This window comes from Acidipropionibacterium jensenii (genome assembly GCF_005890135.1).
GTDB lineage: Bacteria > Actinomycetota > Actinomycetes > Propionibacteriales > Propionibacteriaceae > Acidipropionibacterium > Acidipropionibacterium jensenii.
The window spans coordinates 900571-916539 of the sequence record NZ_CP040635.1 but is presented as its reverse complement, the minus strand read 5'-3'; the positions used below and the strand labels follow the sequence as shown (position 1 = coordinate 916539).

General features: G+C 68.9%; 11 protein-coding genes. 4 read left to right on the top strand and 7 right to left on the bottom strand.

Annotated elements, in window-relative coordinates:
* Positions 1-42: 42 nt before the first annotated feature.
* Together FEZ32_RS03985 and FEZ32_RS03980 are read right to left on the bottom strand one after the other, a co-directional pair.
* On the bottom strand, positions 43-2163 hold the full coding sequence (locus tag FEZ32_RS03985) for a catalase (protein ID WP_138679990.1): 2121 nt from the start codon (positions 2161-2163) through the stop codon (positions 43-45).
* 575 nt (positions 2164-2738) lie between these two features.
* Positions 2739-4130, bottom strand: coding sequence for an IS1380 family transposase (locus FEZ32_RS03980; protein ID WP_138679989.1), 1392 nt, complete (start codon positions 4128-4130; stop codon positions 2739-2741).
* A gap of 243 nt (positions 4131-4373) precedes the next feature.
* Here FEZ32_RS03980 and FEZ32_RS03975 point away from each other — a divergent pair, with 243 nt between their 5' ends.
* Both FEZ32_RS03975 and FEZ32_RS03970 read left to right on the top strand, forming a co-directional pair.
* Positions 4374-5333 (top strand): SMP-30/gluconolactonase/LRE family protein, encoded by a 960-nt coding sequence (locus tag FEZ32_RS03975; RefSeq protein ID WP_138679988.1) that lies wholly within the window; start codon positions 4374-4376, stop codon positions 5331-5333.
* A 205-nt stretch (positions 5334-5538) separates the two neighbouring features.
* On the top strand, positions 5539-6453 hold the full coding sequence (locus tag FEZ32_RS03970) for a hypothetical protein (protein ID WP_126412697.1): 915 nt from the start codon (positions 5539-5541) through the stop codon (positions 6451-6453).
* 19 nt (positions 6454-6472) lie between these two features.
* Here the strand turns inward: FEZ32_RS03970 and FEZ32_RS03965 are convergent, their stop codons facing one another.
* Positions 6473-7843: a CHAP domain-containing protein gene (locus FEZ32_RS03965; protein WP_138679987.1), complete on the bottom strand. Its 1371-nt coding sequence runs from the start codon at positions 7841-7843 to the stop codon at positions 6473-6475.
* A gap of 233 nt (positions 7844-8076) precedes the next feature.
* On the opposite strand from FEZ32_RS03965, the gene FEZ32_RS03960 reads away from it, so the two are divergent.
* Complete coding sequence (locus tag FEZ32_RS03960) at positions 8077-9705, top strand: C69 family dipeptidase (RefSeq protein WP_244937899.1); 1629 nt, start codon at positions 8077-8079, stop codon at positions 9703-9705.
* Positions 9706-10146: 441 nt separating this feature from the next.
* Here FEZ32_RS03960 and ppk2 read toward each other — a convergent pair whose 3' ends face one another.
* Positions 10147-10947 carry a polyphosphate kinase 2 gene (ppk2, locus tag FEZ32_RS03955; RefSeq protein ID WP_097799612.1) on the bottom strand — a complete coding sequence of 267 codons (801 nt, stop codon included), beginning with the start codon at positions 10945-10947 and terminating at the stop codon, positions 10147-10149.
* Between the two features lie 362 nt (positions 10948-11309).
* Here ppk2 and FEZ32_RS03950 point away from each other — a divergent pair, with 362 nt between their 5' ends.
* The gene (locus tag FEZ32_RS03950; RefSeq protein WP_138679985.1) at positions 11310-12611 is read left to right on the top strand and encodes a family 4 glycosyl hydrolase; all 1302 of its coding nucleotides are present in this window, start codon (positions 11310-11312) and stop codon (positions 12609-12611) included.
* Between the two features lie 164 nt (positions 12612-12775).
* On the opposite strand, the gene FEZ32_RS03945 is transcribed toward FEZ32_RS03950, so the two are convergent.
* From FEZ32_RS03945 to FEZ32_RS03935, 3 genes are read right to left on the bottom strand one after another with little or no spacing between them, the layout of a single operon-like run.
* The gene (locus tag FEZ32_RS03945; protein ID WP_138679984.1) at positions 12776-13927 is read right to left on the bottom strand and encodes a thiolase family protein; all 1152 of its coding nucleotides are present in this window, start codon (positions 13925-13927) and stop codon (positions 12776-12778) included.
* Positions 13924-15015, bottom strand: a complete 1092-nt coding sequence (locus FEZ32_RS03940; RefSeq protein ID WP_138679983.1) for an acyl-CoA synthetase family protein — start codon at positions 15013-15015, stop codon at positions 13924-13926. The genes FEZ32_RS03945 and FEZ32_RS03940 overlap by 4 nt, the downstream gene beginning before the upstream one ends.
* A complete protein-coding gene (locus FEZ32_RS03935; RefSeq protein WP_028703735.1) occupies positions 15012-15563 on the bottom strand; it encodes a biotin transporter BioY in 552 nt (183 codons plus the stop codon). The genes FEZ32_RS03940 and FEZ32_RS03935 overlap by 4 nt, the downstream gene beginning before the upstream one ends.
* Positions 15564-15969 lie beyond the last annotated feature (406 nt).

Genomic DNA, 15969 nt, shown 5'->3' with positions numbered 1-15969 from the left:
CCGAGCCGTCCTGGTCTGCCGGCGCAGGTCACGCGTCACCGCTCAGGGCCGGGCGGTCGGATCGGTGGATCCGGTAGCCGGCAGTTCGGGGGTGAAGCGCTCCCAGACGCGGTGTGCTGCCAGCAGCTCGGTGACCGCCGACAGGACGGCGGGGGGCTGCTGGTCCTCGACGACGCCGGGGCCGGCCTCCACCGCCTCGTCCAGCACTCGCCGGCCCTGACCCCAGGCCCCGATCGCCTTCGCATGGCGCCAGCACTCCTCGACCATCAGGGTGATCCGCGGATCATGGCCCGAGGGTGCCGGGGCATCGGCCTTTTGGTCCGGGTCGGGGGTGGCGACGGGGTCGCTGGCCAGCAGCAGCGCGTCGAACTGCACCGAGCGGGCGGTGGCGAAGGTCTCGTCGACCGGATGGCCCGCCACCGATCCACCGTGCGGTGCCACCAGGACCGGCGTCATGGAGTGCTCGTCGATCCATCCGAGGACCGCGTCGAGCTCCGCCCGGTCCTGATCGGATCCGACGACCAGGCCGATCATGCGGCCGTCCACCGGCCAGCGGCTGCCCAGCTGGCTCAACGCCGGACTCGGCGTCACCTCGGCCAATGGCTGGTCGGGGGCGGGGGCGTCCTCCCCCAGGGCGTCGGCCACCTGCTGGCACAGATCCGCGTCGATCCTGGCCAGGCACTCGAGCTGGCGCCGACGGACCTCCGGGACCCGGCACTTGCTCAGCTCGAAGGAGTAGGCGCCGACGATGTGCTGGCGCTCCACCGGCGTCATACTCGTCCAGAACAGCCTCGCCTGGGAGTAGTGGTCGGCGAAGCTGGCCGACAGCTCGCGGTTCTTGACCGTCTCGGGAATGTGCACCGGGGCATCGGTGAACGGCCGGTCGGCGTCACCGGCGGTGAACGGGCAGCCCCCGCCGAGACTGTTGGGTCGGTAGGGGGCGATGCCCTGGTGGATGTCCTGCTGCCCGTACCCGTCCCGCAGCATGTCGTCGACCGGCGCGTGCGGCCGGTTGATCGGCAGCTGGTTCCAGTTGGGACCGCCCAGCCGGGTGAGCTGGGTGTCCTGGTAGGAGAACAGCCTCACCTGCAGCAGCGGGTCGTCGGTGACGTCGATGCCGGGCGGAAGATTGCCCGGATGGAAGGCCACCTGCTCGGTCTCGGCGAAGTAGTTGCGAGGATTGCGGTTGAGGGTGAGCCTGCCGACCAGCTGGACCGGCGCCAGCTCCTCGGGAACGAACTTGGTCGGGTCCAGCAGGTCGATCCCCTCGAAACTCTGTTCCTCGTTGTCGGGGAAGACCTGAATACCCAGCTCCCACTGCGGGAAGGAGCCGGCGTCGATGGCGTCTGCCAGATCGCGGCGGTGGAAGTCCGGATCGATGCCGGAGACCATCTGCGCCTCCTCCCAGGTGAGGGAGTGGACGCCCAGGCGTGGCTTCCAGTGCCACTTGACCAGGGAGGTCCGGCCGTCCTGGCCGATGAGCCGGAAGGTGTGGATCCCGAAACCCTCCATCATCCGGTAGGAGCGCGGGATCCCGCGGTCCGACATATTCCACAGGGTGTGGTGCTGGGCCTCGGGGTGCAGCGAGACGAAGTCCCAGAAAGTGTCATGGGCCGACTGCGCCTGGGGGATCTCCCGGTCGGGATGGGGCTTGGCGGCATGGATGATGTCGGGGAACTTGATGCCGTCCTGGATGAAGAACACCGGGATGTTGTTGCCGACCAGGTCGAAGGTGCCCTCCTCGGTGTAGAACTTCGTCGCGAAACCCCGGGTGTCGCGCACCGTGTCGGCCGAGCCGCGCGAGCCCAGGACGGTGGAGAACCGGGTGAAGGTCGGGGTGATCGCTCCCTTGCGCAGGAAGGCCGCCGAGGTCACCTCCTCGGCCGTCCCGTAGCTCTCGAAGACGCCGTGCGCGGCGGCCCCGCGGGCATGGACCACCCGCTCGGGAATGCGCTCATGGTCGAAGTGGGTGATCTTCTCCCGCAGATGGTGGTCCTGGAGCAGGACCGGGCCGCGGGCACCGGCCTTGAGGGAGTGGTCGGTGTCGCGCAGGCGGGCACCCTGGGAGGTGGTGAGGAAGTCCCCCTGCTGGCCGGGTGCCTCGGGGTCGGGACGCTGCTGGTCGGGTGCCTCGGGGTCGGGACGCTGCTGGTCGGATGTCATGAAATGCCGCCTTCGGTGTGGTGGGTGGTTTCCGGAATGCGCTGCTCCCCGGATCTGTGCCGTGGGCCAGGAGGTCCGGATATCGGGCTGGTCGGTCCTTCATCTGATATCCAGGTGACGAGGCGCTCACCAAGAGTTCGGTGTCGGCCACGCTGCCGGATCGATTCCGGTGTACGGAGATCGCTGGGAATTCCTGGTTCGGAGTGCGCGGAGTCCTCAGAAATCAGAGATCGCGCGCTCGTCGAGAAATTGGTACGACCATATTCCAGTGCCATCATGATGCCCCCATCACCGTCCCCCGAGACGCATTTCATTGCCATTGGATCGGGACCGCCTTATGGGCACAGTACCCACCGATCGGCTCCGATCAAAGGCGCCGTCGGCGACGGGCACACCGATCGCCTAGCCTCGATCTTTCATGGGTGGCGGCTGGCTGAGGGTTCGGTGGCGGCGCCGTCGAACTGGGGGTGATTCTGGCATGCGGGTGTGACGGTTCGCCGCATGTCGGTGCGGGGGCCGGGCGGTCCAGGCCGAAGGAGTTCTTCCAGGTCGTGGTGGGTGTGGTCGCTCGGCAGCTATCGGGCGGGGGCGGGCAGGCCCCGCAGGGTTCCGACAGCGGCGACGACGGTGTCGGCCCATCGGTGGCGGTCTGAGACGTGCAGCACGGTGCGCCGCCCGGTGCGGGCCAGGGTGGCCGGGATCGACAACAGCCGGTGCCGCAGCTTCTTCGGCTCCCACCGGCGCGTGTCTGATCTGGGATGGGCCAGCAGCCCCATCCAGGCCAGCAGATCACACGCGATCGCGACGATCTGGCACCAGATGCGATTCTGGCCGAAGCCGTGGAGCGGGAGGTTGACCAGACCGGTGTCCTTGGCGTTACGGATCCGGTCCTCACACCGGGCCCTTCGGCGGTGCCGGACCTCCAGATCGGCCAGCTGGCCTGTCCTCGTGTTGGTGGCGAAGGCCGTCAGCCGGTAGCCCTCGACATCGTCGAAGCGCAGCTGGGCACCCGGATGCGGGCGTTCCCGGCGCACGATGATCCGCATACCCTCAGGCCAGCCCGTCAGGTCCAGCAGGCCGGTGAACTCGGCGACGTCGGCGCCCTCGCGCACGTCACCATCGCTGTTGTAGGCAGGTGTCCAGACACTCTCGGGGATCTGGGCGTACAGGTCTGGGGTGTCGGTGGGAAGGGTGAACCCGACCGAGTACGAGACCCGGCGGCGCATCAGTTCGGCGAGAGTCTGGTGGGTCGATCCTGCCCCGTCGATACGGATCAGGACTGTGCGGCCGGGCCGCGATCCGACCCCGGCCTGGTCCAGCGCCTGGCAGATCACCGTCTTGTGGTCGGCGGCCGTGTTCGACCCGGCGTTGCCGGGGCGCAACATGATCACCGCGGCCTCACCCGAGCCGGTCCGACCGTGGTCGATGAACGCGCACAACGGGTGGTGGCCGAAGCCCTTCTTGAACGTCGGGGCCGCCTCCTCCTTCTCGGAATGGGCGGTGACCAGGGTCGCATCCACATCGATGATCAACGGATCAGCCGCCGAGAGGTGAGCGTCAGGGGCGTGAGTTCCGGCCAGGGCCCACACCCTGGCGCGGGCCGTCTTGCGGGCCTTCGCAATGGCTTTCTCGGCCCGGTCGGCGTCAGCGCCCAGCAGGCTCATCAGCCGGGACACCGTGGGATCGGAGGCCACCGGCCCGTAGATGCCGGGCTCGGCGCGGATCTGGGCCAGGTCGGACAGGCAGTCACCTCCGGTCGCCAACGACAGGGCCAGATCGCACAGGATCTTGCCCGGATCATGGGTCGCCCACGGTTTGACCCACCGGGCCAGGGCCGCCGACAGGTCTCGGTCCAGGCCGGCGGCGCGGATCGTCTCGACCAGCAGGATGCCACCGGCCTGGCCGACAGCAGCCACCGGCGCGGTATCGACATGGACACGCGGGTACGAGCCGGTACTCTTCACCATGAAGGTGCTCCTCGACCTTGACGGATTGGTACTCTCAACAAGCCCTATCCTGCCAAGTCAGGAGCACTTTCGCCTACCCGGCGACCACCCCTCGCACACTCAACGATGAAATACCGAGGCTAGGCTGGCAACGGTCTGCGTGGGCGGACCGCCGATGCCGATGGCGTCGTCGCCGACGCCGGCCGCGGGCCAGCGGCCGGCCCCGGCGTCCAACCCAGATGTCAGCAACCGAGTGGAGAACCGATGAGCGTCAAGGAACTGTCCGGGATCCCGTGCAGCGAGCGAGAGGTCCCCGCCGAGGTGGCCGAACCCTGGTTCCAGGTGAGCCCGGAGAACAAGCAGCTCGAGGGACTGTGCTTCGACCGGGCCGGCGATCTGCACCTCGTCGACGTCTTCGAGGGCAATGTCTACAAGCTGGAGATGACCGGCAGGAAGCTCACCGTGCTGGCCACCCTCACCGGGGAGAATCCCGCGGCTCTCAAGATCCACCGGGACGGCCGGCTGTTCGTCTGCTGCCTGGCCAATATGCGCGACAACGGGTCGATCGTGGCGATGGCTCCCGACGGCAGTGAGCTCGAGACCATCGTCGGCCCCGAGCTCGGCTACGTCCCCGATGACATGGTCTTCGACTCCGATGGCGGTTTCTACTTCTCCGACTTCACCGGCCCGGTGTTCGATCCCACCGGCGGGATCTACCACGTGTCCGGCGATGCCCTCGGGGCAGGACCGGTCGACGGCTCACAGATCACCGCCGTGGTGCCGAACCTGGCCACCCCCAACGGCCTGGCGCTGTCCCCCGATGAGCACCGGCTGTGGGTCACCGAGATGGCCGCCAACCGGCTGCACTTCATCCAGCTCGGCGACGACCGCGTCTCCATCCCGCCCTACGGCACCTCGGTGCCCTACACCTTCTCGGGCCTGGAGGGTCCGGACTCCTGCTCGATCGACGCCGACGGCAACCTGTACGTCGCGATGTACGAGCAGGGTCGGGTGCTGTGCTTCACCCCCGAGGGAGTGCTGGCCAAGCAGATCCTGCTGCCCGACCGGGAGCAGGGGCGCAACCGGCGTTCCACCCATCCGATGATCATCCCGGGCACCTCGACCCTGCTGATCTGCACCAATGACTTCGGCCATGACGGGGGCTCGTGGATCTTCGCTGCCGAGGCGCTGGGCAAGGGCTACGACTCCTACCAGTTCAGCTGATCGGGGCCGTCCCCGCTCCCGGGCGAGGCGCCGTCATGGCCCGAGGGGAGGGGTGCGCGGCGGGAGAGTGTCCACGCTGCCAGCGGATCTGAGAGTTCCGTGGAGAATTTCTTAGGTTCTGGCCGGGTTTCGCATAGAATGGCTCCCTATGAGGAGCCGCTGGGTTGTGCTGATCGCGGCGGCTGTTGCCTTCGGGACAGCCGCCGTGGCTACTGCCGTCCACATCGGCTCGCGTGACACCGCCACCTCGGTGCACCGGATCGACACCCTTCCGAGTGCTGCCGCGCTTTCCTCAGGAAGCGCACCGGCCGCCCCGGCTCCCGTCCAGAATCTTCGCCTGATGGCCAATGACGGTGTCCGGTTCACCCTGGCATGGGTGGCCGGCAGCGGCGCCTCGGTCTTCGAGGTCTACCCCGAGGGCGGCGATCCGATCCGGGTCGGCGTCCCCTCGGCCACTCTCAGCTGGCCGGACTCGGTGGACAGCATCAGGGTGCGGGTGGCCTCGGTCAGTGCCGCGGGGGCCTTCAGTCGGTGGGCCACGGTCACGGTCGACCTCACCTCCCAGCCCGCCGGCCCCCAGGATGCGCGCGGGCCTGCCGGGTCGGACCACGACTCGCGCCACTCGTCGCAGGCCGACGGGCGGTCCGAGAGGTCGACAGACAGGCCCGATCGCACCGGTCGGACGTCGGGAACCGGTCAGCCGGGCAGCCCCGGCCGGAGCACCAGGACGACGCCCGCCGTCCCCGGATCCGACGCCCCCGTCACCCGGCCGAAGCAGACCGGCGGCACGGAGACCGGCACCGCGACCGGTTCGAGTCGGCCGACTACCCCGAAGACTCCCGAGACGCATCATCCCACCCCGACGCCCACTCCGACGACTCCGACCGGCAACGGGACCTCCACCCCGACTCCCGAGGGGTCCTCGGAGGTCACCCCGGAGCACTCGTCCGGGTCCTCGACCGCTGGTGAGAAGCCCGCCACCGAGCCAACCTCGAGCGGCGAGAGCAGCGGCTCCAGGCAGGGCGGCTCCACGCAGGATGTGACGCCGGCCTCGAAGGGGACGAGCACCGTCGAGCGACCGTCCAAGGCGTCTCCGATGGCGATGCCCAGCGGTCGCTGAGGCGCAGGTCGGGAACCTCTCAGAAGTGGATGAACCCGTCGAAACCGGCGCTGCCGCCGGAGCTCCAGTTCACCCGCGACCGGGTGTCGAAGCCGCCGGGAACCTCGAAGTTGTACTCGGAGACGTCGATCGTCCCGTCGCCGTGGACGGCGGTGACCCAGGCGACGTGGCCGGCGTACCCGCTGGTCCGCCAGGCGACCGAGCCGACCGAGGGGGAGGTGTCGACCCGCACTCCGATGGCGCGGGCGGCGGCTCCCCAGTTGACCGCGTTGCCGAAGTGGACGCCGTTGGTGTCGTTCTGGAAGTTCGACCAGTTCGTCGTCGAGCGGACCTTCCAGGCGGCGTAGGAGACGCACTGGCCCCAGTAGAAGCCCCACGGGTCGACGCCGTTGTAGTTGGCGACGGCCCCGTAGCTGCCGGCGGTGCTCGACGAGGACTGGCCGCTGCCGGAGCGGGTGCGGTCGGCGGAGGCGGCGGCGGTCGCCAGCTTGTTGGACGCCGCCTCCGCCTGACGTCGTGCCTCGGCCTCTGCCTTGGCCGCTGCGGCCTGTCGGGCTGCGGCCCTCGCGATGGAGGTCTTGACCTGGGAGACCTGGCTGGTGAGGCTACTCGTCCTGGCCCGGTCGGCGTCCAGCTGGGCCTGCTTCTGGGCGGCGGTGGCGGCGTTGAGCTTCACCGTGGCGGCGACCGCCTCGGCGGCCGACTCGGCCTCCTGCTCCAGGGTCCGGGTGGTCTGGAGGTGGGCCGCGGAGTCCTTCTTGCGCTCGGCGGCCTGCCGGGTGGCCCCGGCCTGGGCCTTCTCGGCGGCCTGCAGGGTGACGACCTTGCGGGAGATCTCCTCGACCGCTTCCTTGCTGACGTTGGTGGCCACCGTCGACCACTGGGTCCGCTGGTTCATGTCGTTGGTGGTGAGGTTCGTGGTGAACACGGCGATGCTCTGCAGCGGGCTGGACTGCTGGACCAGCCGGTTCATCGACGTCGCGTAGGTCTTCCGGTCGGCGTCGAGCTCGGCCTTCCCGGTGGCGACCGCCTGGTTGGCCTTGGTGAGGGCCTCCTGGGCGGCGGCCAGCTTCACGGCCAGCTGGGTGTCCTTCTGCTTGGCGATGGCGACGTCGGACTTCGCCTGGGAGAGGACGGCCTGCTGACTGGCCAGGCGCTGCTGGGAGGTCGTGAGATTCTGCTGGGCGGTTGCGGCCTCGGCCTTGCTGTTCTTCAGCGAGTCCTGGGAGGTCGCCAGCGCGGTCTCGAGACGATTCTGGCGGTCCTTGTCGGACTCGGCGTGAGCGATTCCCGCCGACCCCGCGCCGGCCACGATGGCGAGAACCACCGCGCCGGAGGCGACGTGTCGGGCGCGACGGGCGAAGTCTGGGGAAAGCTGCGGAAGTCTCATCCCTCGCCTGTCTACCATCGCGAAAACGACCCCGACATCGCGACACGCCCGAAGTGGGTGTCGGGATTCTGCAGGTCGGGGGCTCGCTGGGTGTGGTGGTCGTGTCCGGGGCCTCGGGACTGCCCATCAAGAAGGGGTGGGGCAGCGTGGGTCGTTGAGCCGCAGACATAGGCTCGGCTACTGAGAACACGAGATACAGAGAGGTCATCGAAGTGGGCTGCACAACGATTCTGGTGGGTAGGGACGCAAGCTACGACGGGTCGCCGATCGTGGCGCGTAACGAGGACTCGGCCAACGGGGAGTGGAATCCCAAGCGGATCGTCGTCGTCTCCCCCGCCGACCAGCCGCGCAGCTACACCAGCGTCCTGGCGCACCTCACCATCGACCTCCCCGACGACCCGCTGCGCTACACCGCCGCGCCGAACGCCATCCCCGATGAGGGGGTGTGGGGAGAGGCCGGCATCAACGCCGCCAATGTCGCGATGAGCGCCACCGAGACCCTCACCACCAACGAACGCGTCCTCGGAGCCGATCCCTTCGTGGAGTACCAGGCGGCCAGCGGCACCCCGGGCGAGGCGGGATATCTCGCGGCGGTGGCCGGGGGCATCGGCGAGGAGGACTTCCTCACCCTCGTGCTGCCCTACATCCGCACCGCCCGCGAGGGTGTGCTGCGGCTGGGAGCACTGCTGGAGGAGTACGGAACCTACGAGTCCAACGGTGTGGCGTTCAGTGATGCCGACGAGATCTGGTGGCTGGAGACCGTCGGCGGGCACCACTGGATCGCCCGGCGGGTCCCCGACGACCAGTACGTGACCATGCCGAACCAGCTCGGCATCGACTCCTTCGATGTCGACGACGCCCTGGGGGAGGGGGCCGAGTATCTGGCCAGCCCCGACCTGCGAGAGTTCATCGCCGACAACCATCTCGACCTGTCGCTGGGCGGTCAGCCCGGGATGGTGAATCCGCGCGAGGCCTTCGGCTCTCACTCCGACTCCGACCATGTCTACAACTCGCCGCGCGCCTGGAGCATGCAGCGGGCGCTCAACCCGCACGCCGAGGATTGGGACGGGCCCACCGCGCGGTACACGCCGGCCTCCGATGACATTCCGTGGGGCCGGGTGCCCGAGCGCAAGGTCACCCTCGAGGACATCAAGTACGTGCTGAGCCTGCACTACCAGGGCACCCGGTACGACCCGTACTCCGCGCTGGGCACCGAGGCCGAAAGGCACCTGCTGCGCCCGATCGGCATCAATCGGCACTCGGAGTTGTCGATCCTGCAGATTCGCCCCTACCGGCCGGAGGCCAGCAGGGCACTGCAGTGGGTGGCCTTCGCCTCCAACCCGTTCAACACCCTGGTGCCGCTGTACACCAATGTCGACCGGACCCCGGACTACCTCGCCAACACCACCGGGCGGGTCAGCACCGACAGCTTCTACTGGGCCGAGCGGATCATCGCGGCGCTGGCCGATGCCCACTTCAACGACATCATTCCCGAGATCGAGCGCTACCAGGAGAAGACTGTGGCCACCGGACATGCCAGTGTCCGGGCGACAGACACTGCCCTGGCTGGTGGTGCTGGAGCCGGAGCTGGAACCGGGGCTGGAGCCGGAGTTGGTGTCGGAGCAGGAGTTGGTGTCGGAGCAGGAGCTGGTGTCTCCGGTGCGGCCGCTGCTTCAGATACTGGCGAGAGCGCTGATGGGACAGTCGGCGAGTCCGGCGAGGAGGGGGTCCGCCGGACTCTGGAGGCCGCCAACGATGAGATCGCCGAGCTGGTCAAGGGTCAGACCGATGAACTGCTCGGCAAGGTGCTGTTCATCGCCAGCAACCTCATGACCAACCGGTTCTCCCGCTCCGACAACTGATCCCACTGGTCCTGGCCGTTCCACTGGACCTCAGGACTGCCGTTCGGCCGGCTCTTGGATGCTCGGTCGAGGTGCCGGGGCGCCGGTGGGGATGAGTTCTGCCATTGGGAGGCCTGGTAGCTGGATAATCCATGTGCCCAGGGCTGGGTTGGCAGATCTCGTGGGAGGCCGGATCGGGGCTGTGATGAGTTCTGCCACTGAGCGGCAGGGGAGCTGGATAATCCATATGCCTGGGGCTGTGGTGGCAGATCTCGTGTGGGCCCGGATCGGGGCTGTGATGAGTTCTGCCACCAGGAGGCCGCCGCGTGGATTATCCGCACGCCGGCTCCCTGGTGGCAGAACTCAACCGCATCCGGGAAATCGTGCCCCGATCAGGGGGTCCAGAACAGGGAGCTCAGGGGGTCAGGATCCTCAGGGGGTCCAGAACTGGGTGCCCAGGGATCAGAGCAGGGTCGCCGCGAAGTCGGGCACCCGCCGGGTCTCTGACAGCGGTGGCCGTTCGTACCCCTTGGAGGGCGGGCGGTCTGGGATCTCGATCTTCGGACGGGCGATATCGGTGTAGGGGACCTGGCTCAGCAGGTGGTGGATCATGTTGAGCCGGCCGCGGCGCTTGTCCTCGTTGTCGACATCGAACCATCGGGCCTCGGGGATGTCGGTGTGGATCAGCATCGTGTCCTTGGCTCGCGAGTAGTCCTCCCACTTGGTGATGGACACCATGTCATTGGGGCTCAGCTTCCACCGGCGCATCGGATCGTCGGCCCGCGACCTGAACCGGACCTCCTGCTCGATGTCGGAGACACTGAACCAGTACTTCAGCAGGATGATGCCGTCCTCGACCAGCATCCGCTCGAAGATGGGCGCCTGGCGGAGGAAGCGCTGGTACTCGTCGTTGGTGCAGTAGCCCATCACCTTCTCCACCCCGGCACGGTTGTACCAGGAGCGGTCCATCAGAACGATCTCGCCGGCCGCCGGGAGATGGGCCACGTAGCGCTGGAAGTACCACTGCGTCTTCTCGCGCTCGGTCGGGGTGGGGAGGGCGACGATCCTCGTCACCCGGGGGTTGAGGTACTCGCTGACCCGTTTGATGGTGGAGCCCTTGCCGGCTGCGTCCCTGCCCTCGAAGATGACAACGATCCGGGCACCGGTGTCCTGCACCCAGGCCTGCATGTCGACCAGCTTCGCCTGCAGCTTCTTCAGCTCTTTCGCGTAGACCTTCTTCGGGAAACGCTCCGCTTTCGCCATGTCCGAAGCCTAGAGGGGCGGGGCGCCCGCGGGGCGAGTTCCGATGGCGCGGCCGTCGGCCGGGGGCCCGCGGCACCGGGCTCCGGCGGCGTGCCCCTCGGCTGGGGGGTGCCCGCGGGGTGGTTTCTGGCGGTGTGGCCCTCGCCTGGGGTCCCGCGGCACCGGGCTCCCATGCTGGATTCCGCTTCACCGCGTCTGCTTGCGCAGCCCGATTGGACCGAGTCGTCCCATCCCGGCCCCAGCTAAGCTCACCCACGTCTGACCCGGCTGTTCGGGAGAACCGGCGCACTGGCCCCGCCACTATCGGCGTCGGTCGGCGGTGTCGCAGATGAGACCTGGAGGATGAGCTTGAGGATGATCGCATGAAACTGGCTCTGCTCGGTGGCGGCGGATTCCGTGTCCCGCTGGTTCATGAGGCTCTGCTCGGCCAGCAGGGTGACCTCATCGATGATCTGTGGCTCTTCGACACCGAGGCCGACCGCCTCGAGGTGATCCGCAACGTTCTGGTCCAGGCCAGGGGGAGTCGCCCCGGACCGACCATCCACACCTCGACCGACCTCGCGGAGTCCGTTCGCGGCGCCGATTTCGTGTTCTCCGCGATCCGGGTCGGGGGCCTCCCCGGACGGGTCCACGACGAGCGCGCCGCCCTCGGCCTGGGAGTGCTCGGTCAGGAGACGACCGGGCCCGCCGGGATCGCCTTCGCCCTGAGGACCGGCCCGGTGGCCCTCCGGATCGCCAGAACGGTGGCCGAGGAGGCGCCCGGCGCCTTCGTCATCAACTTCACCAACCCGGCGGGGATCATCACCGAGCTGATGCAGACGGTCCTGGGCAACCGGGTGATCGGGATCTGCGACACCCCGTCGGGACTGGGGAAGCGGGTCGGCGCCCTCTACGGGGCCGACGAGTTCGAGCTGTCCCTGGACTACGTCGGGCTCAATCACCTGGGGTGGCTGCGACACGCCTGGTACCGGGGCCGCGATCTGGTCGCCGAGGTGCTTGACGATCCGGGCAAGCTCTCCCACCTGGAGGAGGCCGACGTCTTCTCGATCGAGTGGATGCAACGCCTCGGGGCACTGCCCAACGAGTACCTCTACTACTGGTACTCCACCCGCGAGGCGATCGCCTCGATCCTGTCGGCCGACGCCACCCGGGGCGAGTTCCTCCAGGCTCAGCAGGCCCGGTTCTACGAGCAGGCGAAGGCCCACCCCGAGCGGGCATTCCAGCTGTGGACCGCAGCTCATGACGAGCGGGAGGCCACCTACATGGCCGAGGCCCGCGACGAGGGGGAGGAACGTCCAGACACCTCAGGCGGCGGGTACGAGCGGGTGGCGCTGGCGCTGATGAGGGCGATCGCGCTCAATGAGCGGGCCGAGATGATCCTCAACGTGCGCAACGGTCACACCCTCGCCGCGCTCCCGGACAACGGAGTGATCGAGGTGCCATGTCTGGTGGATGGGGCCGGTGCCCATCCGTTGGCGACCGAGCCGCCCGGTGGGGCGGAGCTGGGCCTCATGATGCAGATGAAGGCGGTCGAGCAGCTGGCGATCCGGGCAGTTCTGGAGGATGACCGCGGTCTGGCCTTCGAGGCCCTGGCCAAGCATCCCCTGGTGGACTCGGTGAATGTCGCCGAGCAGCTCACGGAGGACTTCTGGCCGCAGGGGTGAGGGTCTGCGCGATCTGGGTGAACGCATCACTCGCACATCCCGGGGTGTCGGCTCTGTGGGGTCGAGATGTGCGGTTCCGCGAGTGAAATGTTCATCGAGAGGCCCGGAAGCAACGGGGTGAGGGGCACTTTCGCCCCTTGCGTCGAATCAGCAGCCCACCCGGATCAGGCCGAGACAGCGCCCTGACAGGCCTCCACCACCATGGCGCAACCCAGCCCACCGCCTATCGAGATCCCGGCGAGTCCGTAGCGACCCATCTGCTGGCGCACGAGCCTGGTGAACAGCCGCACGACCAGAACCGCCCCGGAGGCGGCCCACGGATGCCCCAGGGCGATCGCTCCGCCATCGGGGCAGATCCGCTCCTCCCCGATTCCCAGGGCGTCGGCGCAGGCCAGGACCTGTCCGGCGAAAGCCTCGTTGAACTCGATGGCGTCGAGCTGGTCGACCGCCACTCCGGCCTCGCCCAGAGCGGAACGCACGGCGGGTACCATCCCCAGGCCGGGCCGGTCCGGGTCGCACCCCGCCGAGACGACCGACAGCACCCGCAACCCGCTGCCGCCCAGCCCGGCGAAGGTGCGGCCGTCGATCATGGTCACGGCGGCGGCCCCGTCGCTGATCCCGCACGAGTTCGCTGCGGTCGCGGTGCCGTCCGGTCCGAAGGCGGGACGGAACCGGGCGAGACGCTGGGCCGTGAAGCCGGGGCGCGGACGCTGATCGTCGACATGTCCGCCCACCGGCACGATCTCGGGGGCGAACCCACCGGCCGAGCGCGTGGCGACCGCCCGCTGGTGGGAGCGCAGCGCGTAGCGGTCCTGCCGGGCCCGATCGATCCCGCGCTCGGCGGCGACCCGGTCTGCGGCCGGCCCCATCTCGGGGTCGGCCCACGGGGCGGGGGCGAATGGGGCCCGGTCGTAGCGCCGCGGAGGGTGGTCATCGGTGCCGGGCCACATCGTCACGGGCTGGGTCGACGCCGCCTGGACCCCTCCCGCCAGGACAGCCCCCGGGCGGCTCAGGCATCGGTACCAGGCCTGTTCCACCGCTGCCAGACCCGAGCCGCACTCGTCGTCCAGGGTGAGTGCGGGGACCTCGACCCCCAGACCCGCGGCCAGGCCGGCCAGCCGGGCCGGGTTGCCGCCGGGACCGCGGATGTTGCCCAGGATGACGGCGTCGGTGCCCAGCCCCTGCGGCAGACGCTCCGCCAGCCTCTTCAGCACGGGGGCGGCCAGGTCGGTGGTGGTGAGGTGCGAGAACATCTGGCCGGTGGTGCCGATGGGGGTGCGCAGGGCGTCGATGATGACGGGTCGGTCGTCGCTCATTCCCTGCTCCCGTCCAGAGTGCTCCTGCCCAGATCGTGCCTGCCCAGATCGTGCCTGCCCAGAGGGCGCCCGTCCGAAGATTGCCTGCTCAGTGAATCCCTGCCCAGCACGCCGATGTCGATCTTGCCCGCCTCGGTCAGCGGCGGGTCCGGGACGCACAGCCATCGCCTGGGTCGGTCGGCCCCCTCCAGATGAGCGCGCGCCCAGCGGCGCAGTACCGGCAGGTCGCCGGCCTCGGTCACCACGGCCGTGAGCACCTCGCCGACGCCCTCGCGCGGGCTGCCGACCAGGAAGACGTCGCCGTGCGCCAGGGGCTGCAGCCGGGCGAGAAGCGGGGCGAGGAGAACGGTCTGCCCGGCGGTGGTGACCGCACCATCGCGCCCAGTCACCGTCAGATGCAGTCCGTCCAGCTCCCCGTGGTCGCCGACGGTGGCGAAACCGTCAGGGTCGACCCTCAGCGATCCGCGCGGATGGGGATGCAGATATCCCCTCGACAGCCAGGGGGAGCGCACCCAGATGTGACCCGAACGGATGCTCACCTCGACCCGGTCGAAGAGCTCAAGATCGTCGCGGCAGCTGCCCATCGCGATCATCGACAGCTCGGCCGCGCCGTAGTAGTGCGTCACCGCCAGCCCCGCTGCCCGGGCGCGGTCGCGCACCACCGGGGACAGTCCGTCGCCGGCGACGATGACGCCGCGAAGTCGGTCGGACCCGGGCAGACCGGCGTCGAGAACCTTGGTGAGCCTGGCCGGAGTCAGCTGCCAGACGGTGGCCGAGCGGGGGTCGTCGACGGTCCAACGGGCGCCGGTGTGCTGCGCCAGGCAGGCCGCGAACAGATTCATGGTCGCCCCCATCGGTCCCGGGATCCAGACGGTGTCGGCGCTTGTGAGAGCACAGATCCGTGCGGTCGGGGGGAAGGAGTCGACCCAGGAATCGGTGGTCCGGACGATGATCCGCCCGTTTCCGGTGGTGGTGCCGGAGGTACGCAGTCCGATGAGCTGGTGGCGTCTGTGGGCGCTCCAGAACTCGTCGAGTGCCCGCCGGTCGGCGCTGAGGACCACCGGTTCCGTGGAGGGGGACGGACTCATCGATGCCGAACGGCGGGAAGGAGCCGGGGGTAGGCGGTGAGGATCGCGATGGCGAGCACGACGGCGAAGGCCGCCTTGACCAGGTCGAGGGCGAACAGCGGGGCGTTGACGGCGAGGCTGGCGCTCAGGGACAGGGAGACGTTGATCATCTGGCCGACGATCCCGCCGAGGTAGATCACCGCCAGGCTGACCAGGGCCACCACGTACAGCCACACGATGAGAAGGGGTTTGCGGGGGCGACGTCGCAGGACGGCGGTGGCCACAGCGCCGGCGATGAAACTGGCCGGGATGAAGGCGATGAGGTAGCCGCCGCTCGCGCTGAGCAGGACTCCCGGGCCGCCGCGCTGGCCGGCGAAGATCGGCATTCCCAGGACTCCGACGACGACGTAGAGCGTGCAGGCGGCACCCGCTCGCAGGGACCCCAGCACCATGGGGGCCAGGAGCACCCCGATCATCTGCATCGCGAAGGGAACCGCGCCGACGACGAAGATCGGCGGGATCTGAGCCAGGGCGCCGATGAAGGCGGCGAAGACGGCGATCAGTGCCAGGTCGGTGGGTTGGAAGCCGTGGCGCCGTGGTGGGGCGTCCGCAGCGACGTTGGATGTGCTGTTCTCGTTCGCATATTCGGTCTGAGCGCCCACGAGGCCGTCTCCCATCGGTTCCAGTCACCGGCTCGTCCGGCTCTGGCGGGTCTGATGCTACGACATCTATTGAACAGTGTTTAAGTCGGGTGGTGGGGTGAGATCTGCGCGGGTGGGTTCGGGGCCTCCCGGCGTGTGTCGGGAACTCCCTCAAGCTTCCGAGCGCTCCCGGTGAGCCCGCCCGTAGGTGCTTCGGGGCTCCGGTGGCTCGTGTGCTCGCTGTGGTTGGCATCTGGGTGAACGCATCACTCGCCAAAGGGCGGTGTGTGACGCCCGGGATGCTGCGGGCCGGGTTCCGCGAGTGAAATGTTCA

What these genes read in the sequence shown, in the direction of transcription:
- FEZ32_RS03975 (WP_138679988.1), top strand. Translation starts at nt 4,374, where the DNA reads ATGAGCGTCAAGGAACTGTCCGGGATCCCGTGCAGCGAGCGAGAGGTC.
- FEZ32_RS03985 (WP_138679990.1), bottom strand. Translation starts at nt 2,163, where the DNA reads ATGACATCCGACCAGCAGCGTCCCGACCCCGAGGCACCCGACCAGCAG.
- FEZ32_RS03980 (WP_138679989.1), bottom strand. Translation starts at nt 4,130, where the DNA reads ATGGTGAAGAGTACCGGCTCGTACCCGCGTGTCCATGTCGATACCGCG.
- FEZ32_RS03940 (WP_138679983.1), bottom strand. Translation starts at nt 15,015, where the DNA reads ATGAGTCCGTCCCCCTCCACGGAACCGGTGGTCCTCAGCGCCGACCGG.
- ppk2 (WP_097799612.1), bottom strand. Translation starts at nt 10,947, where the DNA reads ATGGCGAAAGCGGAGCGTTTCCCGAAGAAGGTCTACGCGAAAGAGCTG.
- FEZ32_RS03950 (WP_138679985.1), top strand. Translation starts at nt 11,310, where the DNA reads ATGAAACTGGCTCTGCTCGGTGGCGGCGGATTCCGTGTCCCGCTGGTT.
- FEZ32_RS03945 (WP_138679984.1), bottom strand. Translation starts at nt 13,927, where the DNA reads ATGAGCGACGACCGACCCGTCATCATCGACGCCCTGCGCACCCCCATC.
- FEZ32_RS03965 (WP_138679987.1), bottom strand. Translation starts at nt 7,843, where the DNA reads ATGAGACTTCCGCAGCTTTCCCCAGACTTCGCCCGTCGCGCCCGACAC.